We start from the raw sequence: 13,068 nt of genomic DNA on the forward strand, positions 1-13,068 counted from the left end.
GGGGATAAACGAGCGTTAATGATCATTCCCGGAACACGCACAGCAACAGGTGGCGGCGGCAGCGGTGCACCGACCCGGGAGGCGGATGCCGGCGCCGGAGGAGGCGAACCGGTGGCCAGAACCACAGCAGCAGCGGCAGCAGGCCGAGCAACAAGGGCTCCAGCAGTTGCCAGAGTTTGCCCAGCAGTTGTTCCGACAGGGAGCACTGACCGCTGTCTTCGGTCAGCGCCAGGATTTCGCTGCCGGGCTGTTGCGGGCAGTGGGAGAGCAGGCCGAGGCGCTGGCTCAGGCACAGGGCCGTGACCAGCACCACCAGCAGCAGCGCCAGGGCTCCCTGGCGTTTCAGCCCAGCGCCAGCCACAGGGCCACGCCCAGCATCAGGCTGCCGGCGATGCGGTTCATCAACTGCACCTTGCCCTTTTGCATCAGCACCCGGCTCAGGGTCCGGCCGCCGCTGGCGTAGAGCAGCAGGCACAAAAACTCGAGCAGCAGGATGATGGACACCAGGGTGACCAGTTGGCCCGCCAGGGGAGCCTGGTTGTTGATAAAGGGCGGCAGCAGGGCGATAAAGAAGGCCCAGCCCTTGGGATTGGCGATGGCGGTGATAAAACCCTGGCTTATCAGGGTGGTCACCGGGATATGGCGGGGCCCTGTGTCCACCGGGTTCAGAGCCAGCTTGCCCCGGGAGCGCCACAGCTGGATGCCGAGCCAGGCCAGGTAAAGGCCGCCGCCGTATTTGAGCAGCAGGAACAGCTCGGGATATTGCAGCATGATGGCCGCCACCCCGATCACCGCCAGGCAGGCGACCAGGCCGACGCCGACCAGCTCGCCGAGCATCATCCACAAGGACCGTTTGACCCCTATGGTCATGCCCAGGGACAGGGCCAGGGTCATGCACATGCCGGGGGTGACGGACACAAAGAAAAAGGTGGGGATAAACACCATCAGTATTGCAGCGTTAATGGGACACCTGCCTGTTCAAGAGCGGTCGATTGCCCATAATGTACGTTATTTTGAGAGAAAGGCCAGAGATCGGGCTGGGGAAAATACCGCGCGACCCTGGCCTTGCGGCCTGTTCCTAGTCGCTGAAACGGGGGCTGAACACCAGCCGGCCGGGCGCGATATCCATGGCCACCGGCACCGTTTTCAGCCAGCCGTAGCGGTTGTCGTCAAGGCGATAGACCGGCTGATTCTCAAGCACGGCGCGCAGCAGTTGCATCATGCCGGCGGAGGCGGCGGCCACGTCACCCTGGTAGCCGAAGGCGTCGACCTTGCTTTGCAGCAGATCCAGATCGCGGATAAAAATGGCGTTCTTCTGGCGGTCGTAGACGGGACGGCCCTCTATGACCAGATCCAGGGCGGCCGGAAAGCTGGCAATCAACGCATTGATGGCGGTTTCCCCGCTGATATCCAGGCGCACGACCTGGCGACCGTCCGGACCTATGTTCAGGTCGAGCCGATCGATGCGGGTTTCGACCAGGCCCTGGGTAAAGCGGGGGGCCTGCTCTTCCAACTGGGTATAGAGTGCCTTTTCCAGCTCGCTTTCGGAGACGCTGTACTGGCTGACGCCGGCGCAGGCGGTGAGCCACAGGGTGGCCAGGATAATGGTCAGGGTTCTGAACATGGTGTTACCTCTTTTCAGGAGCGGTAAGCATCGTTGCGGCAAGACAATTCACAGCGAGTGACTGACACCGCTTATGGCTTATGGCTCAAGAGTCGGTCCAGCTGATTGGCGAAGGCCTGCCGGTCGGCGGGGCTCAGGCTGGGCGGGCCGCCGGTCTGCACCCCGCTGGCGCGCAGGGTATCCATAAAATCGCGCAGGGTCAGTTTGGCCCGGATGGTGCCCGGTTCGAAACGCTCGCCGCGCGGGCTCAGCACCCGGGCCCCCTTGTCCAGGGCCTCGGCGGCCAGCGGGATATCGCCGGTAACGAGAATATCGCCGGCCTCTATCCGGGCCACGATTTCGTTGTCGGCCACATCGAAGCCCTTGGCCACCTGGACCTGCCGGATCAGCCGGGAGGCGGGCAGCGGCAGGGGATGGTTGGCCACCAGTACCAGCGGGGTTTGGGTGCGCTCGGCGGCGCGGAACAATATGTCGCGGATCACCTTGGGGCAGGCGTCCGCGTCCACCCAGAGCTGCATCAGTTGCGCCGCCCCAATGTCTGCTTGCGGCCGATGGCCTCCTGCAGTTCATGGGGGTCGACCACCACCCCGGTTTCGTCGGGCGTGGGGAACACCGCCACCAGCAGTTCGTCTTCTTCCATGCCTGGCACCCAGCGCGACAGCCATACCTGGAGGCTGATGGCCTCGGGCTTGCACTGGCTCCAGTCGCCCACCGCCCAGTCGCGGGCATAGTCGGGATGGGGCCAGACCGGGATGCAGTCCTCGTCGTCGTCCGAAGTCAGCATCATGCAGCCGTGCTCGTCGGTGAGGATCCACAGCTCCTGGTGCTCGCACACCCGGGCCACGAAATGATTGAAGCGCTCGTCGTCACGCAGGCTCAGGGCGTTCGCCTTGTCGGCGGCAGTAAGGGAATAGCTCATGGGGCCGTCTCATCAGGGAGTGTGGTCTGCATGTTCACACCGCCAGGCCCTTGTTGTCCAGTGCCGGCTTGGGCGAACGGCCAAAACGGCTCCAGGCCTTTTCATGAAAAAAGTAGGCGAGGGTGTTGACCATGGGTTCGATCAGGGCGATGAGGCCGCCAATCATCAGATCGCCCGACAACAGCCAGGCCACGCTGAAAGCGACGGTGAAGTGCACTAGGGCGAAGGTCAGGGTTTTGTACATGATGGCGTGCTCCGGCTGGGGTATGATTTAAATGATAATGATTATCAGTATTTTATCCAGCGGTTCTTCGCTATCGAATGTATCGGTCGTTCCTATCGGACAATTGGCCTTTGCGGGCAATCCGGCGTTTACAGCCGGACCTTGCTCGGGATAGATTGAAAGCATTCCTTTCCGATAACGACGAGCCACGGCTCGGCCAAAGCAATCAGGGTTGCCCATGCATTTTCAAACCGACGACATCCGTATCAACGAGATCAAGGAACTTTTGCCGCCGATAGCGGTGCTGGAGAAATACCCGGCTACCGATACCGCCTCGGCCACGGTGTTCGAGTCCCGCCAGGCCATTCACCGTATCCTCACCGACGAAGACGATCGCCTGCTGGTGGTGATCGGGCCCTGCTCCATTCACGACCCCCAGGCCGCCATCGAGTACGGCAGGCGCCTCAAGCCGCTGCGCGATCGGTACGCCGACCGGCTGGAAATCGTGATGCGGGTCTACTTTGAAAAACCGCGCACCACGGTGGGCTGGAAGGGGCTGATCAACGACCCCTACCTGGACAACAGCTTCCAGATCAATGATGGCCTGCGCATCGGCCGCAAGCTGCTGCTGGATCTCAACGATCTGGGTCTGCCTACCGCCAGCGAGTTCCTCGATATGATCACGCCCCAGTATGTGGCGGATCTGATGAGCTGGGGTGCCATTGGTGCGCGCACCACCGAATCCCAGGTACACCGTGAGCTGGCCTCTGGCCTGTCCTGTCCGGTGGGCTTCAAGAACGGCACCGACGGCACCATCAAGGTGGCGGCAGACGCCATCGGCGCAGCCAGTGCTTCCCACCACTTCCTGTCGGTGACCAAGTTCGGCCATTCGGCCATCGTGTCCACCGCCGGCAACCCGGACTGCCATATCATACTGCGCGGCGGCAAGGAGCCGAACTACAGTGCCGAGCACGTGGCGGCGGTGTGCCAGGGGCTGGACAAGGCCGGCCTGCCGCAGAAGCTGATGATCGACTTCAGCCACGCCAACAGCAGCAAGCAGTACCAGCGCCAGATGGTGGTGTGCGAGGACGTCTGTGGCCAGTTGGCCGCCGGTCAACGGGCCATTATGGGCGTCATGGTGGAAAGCCACCTGGTGGCAGGGCGCCAGGACCTGCAGGAAGGCTGCGAGCTGACCTACGGCCAGAGCATTACCGACGCCTGCATCGGCTGGGAAGACACCGAAGCCCTGTTGGCCCAACTGGCGGACGCAGTCACCGCCCGACGCCAGGCCTGAGCCGATAGTTGCACATTAAAAAAAAGGAGCCAAAAGGCTCCTTTTTTTGCTATCAGGCTGGAGGCGATACCCCCTCACTCTTCAGGTATTTATTTCACTTCCACGCCCTGGGCTTGTAGATCCGCGTGGTAGGAAGAGCGCACGAAGGGGCCGCAGGCGGCGTGGCTGAAGCCGATGCTGTCGGCCACGGCTTTCAGCTCGTCGAACTCGGCGGGTGGCACGTAGCGCTTCACCGGCAGGTGGTGGCGGCTGGGCTGCAGGTACTGGCCCAGGGTCAACATGGTGACGTTGTGCTCGCGCAGATCCTTGAGCACCTCCACGATTTCCTCGTTGGTTTCGCCGAGACCCATCATCAGGCCGGACTTGGTGGCCACCTGGGGATGCATTTCCTTGAACCGGCGCAGCAGCTCCAGCGACCACTTGTAGTCGGCGCCGGGGCGGGCCACCCGGTACAGGCGCGGCGCGGTTTCCAGGTTGTGGTTGAACACGTCCGGCGGGGTGTCCTTGAGGATCTCCAGCGCCGTGTCCATGCGGCCGCGGAAGTCCGGGGTCAGGATCTCGATTTTGGTGTTGGGGCTTTGCTCGCGAATGGCGCGGATGCAGTCGGCGAAGTGCTGGGCGCCGCCATCGCGCAGATCGTCCCGGTCCACCGAGGTGATCACCACGTATTTCAGGCCCAGCTCCTTGATGGTCTTGGCCAGCTTGGCCGGCTCTTCCGGATCCGGCGCCAGCGGGCGGCCGTGGGCCACGTCGCAGAAGGGGCAACGGCGGGTACAGATGGCGCCCAGGATCATAAAGGTGGCGGTGCCGTGGTTGAAGCACTCGGGCAGGTTGGGGCAGGAGGCTTCCTCGCACACCGAGTGCAGCTTGTTCTCGCGCATGATGTTTTTGAGCCCCTGTATGCGCTGGTTGCTGGGAGGAAGCTTGATCTTCATCCACTCCGGCTTGCGCAGCACTTCCTCTTCCGCTTCCGGCATGTACTTGACCGGGATCAGGGCCATCTTGTCGGCGTCACGCAATTTTACGCCGGGCTCGACGCGTACGGGTTTGCTCATAATTTCAGTTTCTCTGTGGTGTAGTAGAGATGTTGATAGCCAAGCTGCTCTGCCAGCAAGGGTACCAGCCGGGATTGGGCTTCCTCAATGGTTTGGGGGCCGCCGAGGGCGCAGCACTGGGTCATGGCCATGCCCGCGTAGCCGCAGGGGTTGATGCGCAGGAAGGGGCTGAGATCCATGTTGACGTTCAGCGCCAGGCCATGGAAGGAGCAGCCGCGCCGTACCCGCAGGCCAAGGGAGGCAATTTTGCTTTGGGCCACGTAGACACCGGGGGCGTCGGGCTTGGCGTAGGCCTCAATATTGTATTCACCCAGCAGGCCGACAATGGACTCTTCCATGGCGGTGACCAGGTTGCGCACACCGAGTTTGCGGCGGCGCACGTCCAGCAGCAGGTAAAGCACCAGCTGGCCTGGGCCATGATAAGTGACCTGGCCGCCGCGGTCGGCCTGGATCACCGGGATGTCGCCGGCGTTGAGCACATGCTCGGCCTTGCCGGCCTGGCCCTGGGTGAACACCGGCAGGTGCTCCACCAGCCAGAACTCGTCCCGGGTGCCTGAATCGCGCCGGTCGGTGAAGGCCTGCATGGTGTGCCAGACATGCTCGTAAGAAGCCAGTCCCCAGTTCCTTACCGTCAGTTGCTCCTGCTGCATGGTGATGTCCTAGAGTACGTACTTGACCAGATCCAGCTTGCCGAGTTCCTGATACAGCCGCTCAATCTGCTCCTTGCTGTGTACGGTAACCTGAACGCTGACCGCATGGTAATTGCCCTTGCTGCTGGGGCGGACCTTGGGGCTGTAATCGCCGGGGGCGTGCTGCTGCAGCACTTCCACGACCAGGTCGGGCAGGCGCTCGTCGGCCAGGCCCAGTACCTTGAACGGAAAGCGGCAGGGAAATTCGAGCAACTCATCAAATTTGGTATTCATGGCAACCTTCAAGACAGCGGTATTCGATTGGGGATGGAAAGGGTTTCCAGAGCCTGTGCCGCATTTTTATCATAAAAACGGCTAATCTGAAACCGACAACTTGCAGGGGTATTGGACGGGGGAGTGCGGATGGGGCCGGCGCCGGGCCGGCCCCGGCAGTATTAGCTGAACAGGCCCTGGATCAGCAGCTTGATGTAATCCACCAGCCGGCTGAACAGGCCGCCCTGCTCGATGTCTTCCAGTGCCACCAGCGGCACTGTGGCAACATCCTGGCCGGACAGGCGCAGGTGCAGTGTACCCACCGGCTGGCCTTTGGCCAGGGGCGCCTTGAGTGCCTGATCGAGGGTGAAGTCGGCCTGCAGGTTCTGGGCCTGGCCGCGGGGAATGGTCACCGCTACCGCCTGGTCGACGCCGAGCGCTACTGTGTCCTTGTCGCCCATCCAGATACGCTGGTCAACCAGCTTGCTGCCCGCCTCGTAGGGGGTCAGGGTCTGGTAGAAGCGAAAACCGTAGGTCAGCAGCTTCTTGCTTTCGGCGGCACGGACCCGCTCGTTGGCCGCACCCATCACCACGGCGATCAGCCGCATGTCGTCCTTGGTGGCGGAGGACACCAGGTTGTAGCCGACCTCGCTGACATGGCCGGTCTTGATCCCGTCCACGTTCAGGGACTGATCCCACAGCAGAGAGTTGCGGTTGTGCTGGGTAATGCCGTTGAAAGTGAACGACCGCTCGGAATGGATGGCGTATTCCTCGGGCACATCGCGGATCAGCGCCTGGCCGAGCAGGGCCATGTCGTAGGCGGTGGTGTACATCTCCTCGCTGTACAGGCCGTGGGGAGTGACGAAGTGGCTGTCCTTCATCCCCAGGCGGGCGGCCCAGGAGTTCATCAGGTCGGCGAAGGAGTTGACGCTGCCGGCCAGGTGCTCGGCCACGGCGACGGTGGCATCGTTGCCGGACTGGATGATGATGCCGCGGTTGAGATCGTCGATACTGACCTGCTTGCCCACCTCCAGGAACATGACCGAGGAGCCGGGAAAATTCTGCGCCCAGGCGGCTTCACTGACGGTCACCAGGTCTTCCCGTTTGACCTTGCCCTCTTCCAGCGCCTGGCCGAGGATGTAGGAGGTCATCATCTTGGTCAGGCTGGCGGGCGGCAGGCGCTCATAGGCATTCTCGGACACCAGCACCTGGCCGCTGGCGTAGTCCATCAATACATAGGACTTGGCAGCGATGGCCGGCGGTTCGGGGATCATGGGAGCTACGCTTTGCGCCTGGCTGGCGAAGGACACCATGCCGGCGAGGAAAAGGGTGGGGAGAGTGTTAACCATACGCATAACGTCTGTCGGATCCCTGTTTTTAAAAAATGGATGGGAAGCCACCGCCCGTTGCGCGGCTCGCGTCCGGCGGTGGCTGCCGTTTTAAGATGAATAAAATGCCGTTTAGTTCAGGAAATACGCCTGGGAATAGCCTTCGGCGATGAGCCGGGCCAGGGTATCATCCGTTTTGGTAACCGGAATAGGCCCCATTTGCAACCTGTACCACTCGGACTGGCGCTCCACCCGGGCGGGGAAACCATACTCTTTGCTCAGGCGGGCGGCAAGCTCCTTGGCGGTATCGGCGGAGCGGGTCGCCAGCAGCTGGATATGCTTGCCGGGCGCCTGATTGGCGAGCCGGGTCTGCTCGGCATTGGGCGTGATCTTGATCAGTTCCACGCGCACCGGTGCCGTCCCCTTTTCTAGCATGCCCAGCTTCCAGGCGGCGGCATAGGACAGGTCGATGATACGTCCGCCGTGGAAGGGGCCGCGATCATTGACCCTGACCACCACCTGCTTGCCGTTTTCGGTATTGGTTACCCGTACGAAAGAAGGCAACGGCAGGTGCTTGTGGGCCGCGGTCATGGTGTACATGTCGTAAACCTCGCCGTTGGAGGTATGGTAGCCGTGGAATTTGGCGCCGTACCAGGAAGCCAGGCCCTCGTCCTGGTAATTTTGTACGTCGCGCCAGACTTCATAGTCGGCACCCCAGACGTTGTAATCCTTGTTGCCCTGGCGGCTGTAGGGTTCAAAGCGGGGCTGGGCGTCCTTGACGTGGGACATGTCCGGCATTTCACCCGGCGCCTTGTCCTGGCGCAGGGCGTAGCGGCCGCCGGCGGTTTCCTTGTCCCAGGCGGCGTCCTTGCCCGGCTCGCGCTCCGGCTGGCCGGCACAGGCCGCCAGCAGCAGGGCGGCCAGGGAGATGAGGCGTTTAGCGCTGTTGTTCATAAGCCTGTCTGATTTGCTCACTCAGTTGGTATACGGCCATGGCGTACAGAGGACTGCGATTATAACGGGTTATAACGTAAAAGTTATGCCGCACCACCCAGTATTCCGGGCCCTCGGCGCTGTCCAGTTTCAGCAGCTTGACCGGGGTATCGGCGTTGAGCTGGGCGTCGATGACGATGCCGGCGGCGGCCAGCTCCGCCCAGGTCTTGTCGATCTCCAGAGCCGGTGCCAGCAGGGCGTCGGCCGTGTCCGCATCGATAACCCGGGCCGGGTAGGCGACGTCCTCGGCCCATTGCCAGCGGTGTTCATGAAAATAATTGGCCACGCTGCCGATGGCGTCGGTGGCCTCGAACAAATCAGTATGCCCGTCGCCGTTGAAGTCCACCGCGTAGTGGCGGTAGCTGGAAGAGATGAACTGGCCCATGCCCATGGCGCCGGCATAAGAGCCTTTTTGTTGTGCCAGCGGCCAGCCCTGCTCCCGGGCCAGTTGCAGGTAGTGGCCGAACTCGGAGCGGAAAAAATCGGCCCTGGGCGGATAGTGAAAGCCCAGGGTGTAGAGGGCGTCGAGCACCCGGTGCCCGCCCATATGGGCGCCGTAGAAGGTTTCGACGCCGATGATGGCGACGATGATCTGGGCCGGCACCTGCAGTTCCTGCTCGGCCCGCGCCAGCAGTTCCTGGTGTTGCTGCCAGAACTCCACCCCTTGTTGCAGCCGTTTTTCGGTGAGGAAGATGGGTCTGTACTGGTGCCAGGGCTTGGCTTCCGCCGGCCGGGTCATGGCGTCGATGATCGATTGCTGATAGCTGGCCTGCGCCACCGCCTGCTCCAGCTCCTCAAGGGGCAGTTCAAACCGGCTGGCGAGATCGTCGAGCCAGCGCTGCTGTTCGCTGTCGGGCTCCGCTGCCTGGGCGGAGAAGGCCAGCCACAGGGCGGCGGGGAGGAAGGCAAGGCGCATTCGGAATTCCTTGTTATTTGGCCAACAGGCGCTTATGGGTATGGACGGACATGAGAATGCCAAATCCGGCCATCAGTGTCACCATGGAGGTACCGCCATAGCTTATCAGCGGCAGGGGCACCCCCACCACCGGCAGCAGGCCGCTGACCATGCCGATGTTGACGAACACGTACACGAAAAAAGTCAGCGTCAGGGCGCCGGCCAGCAGGCGGGGAAAGGCGCCCTGGGCCTGCACCGAAATGTAGAGGCCGCGGCCGATGATGAACAGATACAGCAGCATCAGCAGGCTGACGCCAATCAGGCCGAATTCTTCCGCCAGTACCGCGAAAATAAAATCGGTGTGGCGTTCGGGCAGGAACTCCAGCTGGGACTGGGTGCCCTGCAGCCAGCCCTTGCCCCAGAGGCCGCCTGAGCCGATGGCGATTTTCGACTGGATGATATGATAGCCCGCGCCCAGGGGATCGCTTTCCGGGTCGAGCAGCGTCAGGACCCGCCGCTTCTGATAATCGTGCATCAGGAAAAACCACAGCGCCGGCAAAAACGCCGCCAGCCCGGCGATGGCCACCAGGATCAGCCGCCAGGACATGCCGGCCAGAAAAATCACGAACAGGCCGGAAGCGGCCACCAGCACGGCCGTGCCCAAATCGGGCTGCTTGGCGATCAGCAGGGTCGGCACCAGCACCAGCAGGAAGGCAAGGAAGACGTGCAGCAGGCTGGGCGGCAGCGGATAGCGGCTGATGTAGGCGGCGATGGTCATCGGCATGGCCAGTTTGAGTGCTTCCGAGGGCTGGAAGCGGAAGGAGCCGATTTCCAGCCAGCGCTGGGCACCCTTGCCGATGTCGCCCACCAGCAGCACCAGCACCAGCAGCACCACGCCCAGCAGAAATACCGGGGGCGCCCAGCGGGCATAGAAGGTGGGCGGCAACTGGGCCAGCACCACCATGACCACCAGCGACAGGCCGATGCGGATGCCCTGGCGGGTGAGGGAGGCGAGATCTTCGCCGCTGGCCGAATAGAGCACGGCCATGCTGGCCGAAAGCAGGACCAGCAGGGCCAGCAGCAGCGGCCAGTCCAGGTGCAGGCGCTCGCCCAGGGGACGGCGGCGATGGTGCTTATTCATCGGTGGCGGCCTCCTCGGCCGGCGGTGGATCGGGCAGCAGGTAGGCGTCGAGCATGGCGCGGGCAACCGGGGCCGCGTGGGTACTGCCACCGCCCACGTTTTCCAGTACCACGGACACCACCACCTGGGGATCCTCGAAGGGCGCGTAGGCCACGAACAGGGCGTTGTCGCGCAGGTGTTCCTGGGTGTTTTCGTGATCGTACTGCTGGTTCTCCGCCAGACTGAACACCTGGGCGGTCCCGGATTTGCCGGCCGCCTGGTAGGGGGTATTGGCAAAGGCCTTGCGCGCCGTGCCCTCACTGCCGTGGATCACCCGGTACATGCCGGCCAGGCCCACGTCCCAGTAGCTTTCCTGTCGCAGTACTATGGGGTCGCCATGGCTGATGGGCATCTCCACCTTTTCGCCGTCGATGGCGATCCCGTGCAGCAGGCGGGGATGCACGGTGTCGCCGTGGTCCACCATGATGGAGGTGGCCCGGGCCAGCTGCAGCGGAGTGGCGGTCCAGTAACCCTGGCCGATGCCCACCGATATGGTATCGCCCTGATACCAGGGCTGCTTGTGGCGGGCCTGCTTCCAGCTCCGGGAGGGCATGATGCCACTGGCTTCCTCGTGCAGATCGATACCCGAGGCCTGGCCGAAGCCGAAACGGCTCATGTAGTCGTGCAGGGTGTCGATGCCCAGCCGGTAGGCCAGGTCATAGAAAAAGGTATCGGCGGAGATCTCGATGGCCCGGTACACGTCCATCCAGCCGTGGCCCCAGCGACGCCAGTCGCGGAACTTGCGGCTGGTGTTGGGGATCTGGAAATAGGGTCCGCCAAAGTAGCGGGTGGCCGGCGTGATGGCGCCCTCGTTCAGCCCCATCACCGACAGCATGGGCTTGACGGTGGAAGCGGGAGCATAGATGCCCTGGCTGGCCCGGTTGATCAGCGGCCGGTTCGGATTTTCCAGCAGGGCCCGGTAGTCGGGGCCGCTGATGCCGTGCACGAACAGGTTGGGATCATAGCTGGGGTTGGACATCAGGGCCAAGACCCGGCCGTCGCGCGGGGTCATCATTACCACGGCGCCGCGTTTTCCCGCCAGCAACTGCTGGGCCCGCTGTTGCAGGCGGATATCGATGTTAAGGTAGATGTCGCTGCCGGGCACCGGCGGCTGGTATTTGAGGGTGCGGATCACCCGGCCCCGGTTGTTGACCTCCACCTCCTGAAAGCCGACCTGGCCGTGCAGCAGATCCTCGTAGTAACGCTCGACCCCCAGTTTGCCGATGTCCCGGGTGGCGGCGTAGTTGGCCAGCTTGTTTTCGGTACGCAGCCGCTCTACATCCCGATCGTTGATCTTGGCCATGTAGCCCAGCACATGGGTGAAGGTATCGCCGTAGGGATAGAAACGCTTGAGGTAGGCTTCGATGGACGCGCCCGGAAACTTGTGCTGGTTGATGCTGAACAGGGCCACCTGCTCCTCGGTCAGGCGGCTGACCAGTACCACGGGATTGAACCGGCGCTGGCGGCGCACATCGTCGAAAAAGCGCTGCCCGAGCTCGGGCTCGAGCCCAAGCAGGTCGGTCAGCCGGGCGACGGCCTGTTCCAGATCCCCGGCCTGTTCGGGAGTGATCTCCAGGCTGTAGATGGGGCGGTTTTCCGCCAGCAGCACGCCGTTACGATCATAGATAAGGCCTCGGGTGGGGGCGATGGGCACTACCTTGATGCGGTTGTCGTTGGAGCGGGTCTGGTAATCCTGGTGCTCGTTGACCTGCAGGTGGTAAAGGTTGGTGAACAGCACCCCCATGAGCAGCACTATGCCCACAAAGGCCACCAGGGTCCGGCGCCAGTGCAGAGAGGATTCGGCGCCGTGATCGCGCATCTTTACCCGGCCTTTTGCCATTCTTACTCTCGGTGGTAGGGATGGTTGTTATTGATGCTCCAGGCCCGGTACAGGCTTTCGGCAGCGACCACCCGCACCAGGGGATGGGGCAGAGTCAGCGGCGACAGCGACCAGGACTGTTCGGCGGCGGCCTTGCAGGCCGGCGCCAGGCCTTCGGGACCGCCGATGAGGATGGCCACGTCGCGCCCGTCCAGTTGCCAGCGGGTCAGTTGCTCGGCCAGTTGCTCCGTGGTCCAGGGACGACCGGGAATGTCCAGGGTTACCAGCCGGGCCGACCGGCCGGCGGCGGCCAGCATCTGCTCGCCTTCCTTGTGCAGAATACGCTCGATGTCGGCATTCTTGCCGCGTTTGCCGGCGGGGATTTCCAGCAATTCCAGGGGCAGGTCCCGGGGAAAGCGGCGCTGGTATTCCTGAAAGCCGGCCGTGACCCAGGCCGGCATCCGGGTGCCGACCGCCAGCAACTGCAGTTTCATCCCGCCAGGGCTCCGACGGCGCTGCCACCCCAGAGTTTTTCAAGCTGGTAGAAATCGCGGGTTTCTTCCTGCATCACGTGCACGATGACGTCGCCCAGATCCACCAGCACCCATTCGCCGGCGCCCTGGCCTTCCACCCCCAGGGTGTGCAGGCCGGCATGGCGGGCCTCGGTGGCCAGGTGTTCGGCAATGGCGTTGACGTGGCGGCTGGAGTTGCCGGAGCAGACGATCATGCAGTCGGTGATGCTGGATTTGCCGGTCACGTCCAGGATCTGGATGTCCCGGGCCTTGAGATCGTCGAGCTTGTCGACGATAAAATCGTGCAGTTCTTTACCTTGCAAG

The 13,068-nt window shown here is 62.9% G+C and carries 17 protein-coding genes; 1 reads left to right on the forward strand and 16 read right to left on the reverse strand.

Translation table 11 applies throughout. From position 1 onward, the window contains the following. Window positions 1–22: 22 nt before the first annotated feature. The 6 genes from C7I36_RS17400 to C7I36_RS05205 form a co-directional block, all read right to left on the reverse strand. Window positions 23–361, reverse strand: coding sequence for a hypothetical protein (locus C7I36_RS17400; RefSeq protein WP_106452669.1), 339 nt, complete (start codon window positions 359–361; stop codon window positions 23–25). After that, entirely contained in the window at window positions 343–945 is a 603-nt protein-coding gene (locus C7I36_RS05185; protein ID WP_106452670.1) for a LysE family translocator, read from the reverse strand. Before C7I36_RS05185 ends, C7I36_RS17400 begins: the two co-directional genes overlap by 19 nt. 133 nt (window positions 946–1,078) lie before the next feature. Then, entirely contained in the window at window positions 1,079–1,624 is a 546-nt protein-coding gene (locus C7I36_RS05190; RefSeq protein ID WP_106452671.1) for a YceB family lipoprotein, read from the reverse strand. Between the two features lie 71 nt (window positions 1,625–1,695). Next, a complete protein-coding gene (locus C7I36_RS05195) occupies window positions 1,696–2,142 on the reverse strand; it encodes a YaiI/YqxD family protein (RefSeq protein ID WP_106452672.1) in 447 nt (148 codons plus the stop codon). After that, window positions 2,142–2,543: a DUF2750 domain-containing protein gene (locus tag C7I36_RS05200; protein WP_106452673.1), complete on the reverse strand. Its 402-nt coding sequence runs from the start codon at window positions 2,541–2,543 to the stop codon at window positions 2,142–2,144. The genes C7I36_RS05195 and C7I36_RS05200 overlap by 1 nt, the downstream gene beginning before the upstream one ends. 34 nt (window positions 2,544–2,577) lie before the next feature. After that, a complete protein-coding gene (locus C7I36_RS05205) occupies window positions 2,578–2,787 on the reverse strand; it encodes a DUF2061 domain-containing protein (protein ID WP_106452674.1) in 210 nt (69 codons plus the stop codon). A 217-nt stretch (window positions 2,788–3,004) separates the two neighbouring features. Here C7I36_RS05205 and aroG point away from each other — a divergent pair, with 217 nt between their 5' ends. Continuing rightward, window positions 3,005–4,060: a 3-deoxy-7-phosphoheptulonate synthase AroG gene (aroG, locus tag C7I36_RS05210; RefSeq protein WP_106452675.1), complete on the forward strand. Its 1,056-nt coding sequence runs from the start codon at window positions 3,005–3,007 to the stop codon at window positions 4,058–4,060. 89 nt (window positions 4,061–4,149) lie between these two features. On the opposite strand, the gene lipA is transcribed toward aroG, so the two are convergent. The 10 genes from lipA to rsfS form a co-directional block, all read right to left on the reverse strand. Then, a complete protein-coding gene (gene lipA, locus C7I36_RS05215; RefSeq protein WP_106452676.1) occupies window positions 4,150–5,115 on the reverse strand; it encodes a lipoyl synthase in 966 nt (321 codons plus the stop codon). Beyond that, window positions 5,112–5,765 (reverse strand): lipoyl(octanoyl) transferase LipB, encoded by a 654-nt coding sequence (gene lipB / locus C7I36_RS05220; RefSeq protein WP_106452677.1) that lies wholly within the window; start codon window positions 5,763–5,765, stop codon window positions 5,112–5,114. The genes lipA and lipB overlap by 4 nt, the downstream gene beginning before the upstream one ends. A 9-nt stretch (window positions 5,766–5,774) precedes the next feature. After that, a complete protein-coding gene (gene ybeD / locus C7I36_RS05225) occupies window positions 5,775–6,038 on the reverse strand; it encodes a DUF493 family protein YbeD (protein WP_106452678.1) in 264 nt (87 codons plus the stop codon). Between the two features lie 161 nt (window positions 6,039–6,199). Beyond that, entirely contained in the window at window positions 6,200–7,372 is a 1,173-nt protein-coding gene (locus C7I36_RS05230) for a serine hydrolase (protein WP_106452679.1), read from the reverse strand. Between the two features lie 105 nt (window positions 7,373–7,477). After that, window positions 7,478–8,299: a septal ring lytic transglycosylase RlpA family protein gene (locus tag C7I36_RS05235; RefSeq protein WP_106452680.1), complete on the reverse strand. Its 822-nt coding sequence runs from the start codon at window positions 8,297–8,299 to the stop codon at window positions 7,478–7,480. Beyond that, window positions 8,283–9,254 (reverse strand): lytic murein transglycosylase B, encoded by a 972-nt coding sequence (mltB, locus tag C7I36_RS05240; RefSeq protein ID WP_106452681.1) that lies wholly within the window; start codon window positions 9,252–9,254, stop codon window positions 8,283–8,285. The genes C7I36_RS05235 and mltB overlap by 17 nt, the downstream gene beginning before the upstream one ends. 13 nt (window positions 9,255–9,267) lie before the next feature. Then, entirely contained in the window at window positions 9,268–10,374 is a 1,107-nt protein-coding gene (gene rodA, locus C7I36_RS05245) for a rod shape-determining protein RodA (protein WP_106452682.1), read from the reverse strand. Continuing rightward, window positions 10,367–12,253 carry a penicillin-binding protein 2 gene (gene mrdA / locus C7I36_RS05250; protein ID WP_106452683.1) on the reverse strand — a complete coding sequence of 629 codons (1,887 nt, stop codon included), beginning with the start codon at window positions 12,251–12,253 and terminating at the stop codon, window positions 10,367–10,369. The genes rodA and mrdA overlap by 8 nt, the downstream gene beginning before the upstream one ends. 2 nt (window positions 12,254–12,255) lie before the next feature. Continuing rightward, window positions 12,256–12,726, reverse strand: a complete 471-nt coding sequence (gene rlmH / locus C7I36_RS05255; protein ID WP_106452684.1) for a 23S rRNA (pseudouridine(1915)-N(3))-methyltransferase RlmH — start codon at window positions 12,724–12,726, stop codon at window positions 12,256–12,258. Then, window positions 12,723–13,067, reverse strand: coding sequence for a ribosome silencing factor (gene rsfS / locus C7I36_RS05260; RefSeq protein WP_106452685.1), 345 nt, complete (start codon window positions 13,065–13,067; stop codon window positions 12,723–12,725). The genes rlmH and rsfS overlap by 4 nt, the downstream gene beginning before the upstream one ends. Window position 13,068: the final 1 nt, after the last annotated feature.

Origin of the sequence: Zobellella taiwanensis (genome assembly GCF_003012795.1) — a bacterium.
GTDB lineage: Bacteria > Pseudomonadota > Gammaproteobacteria > Enterobacterales > Aeromonadaceae > Oceanimonas > Oceanimonas taiwanensis.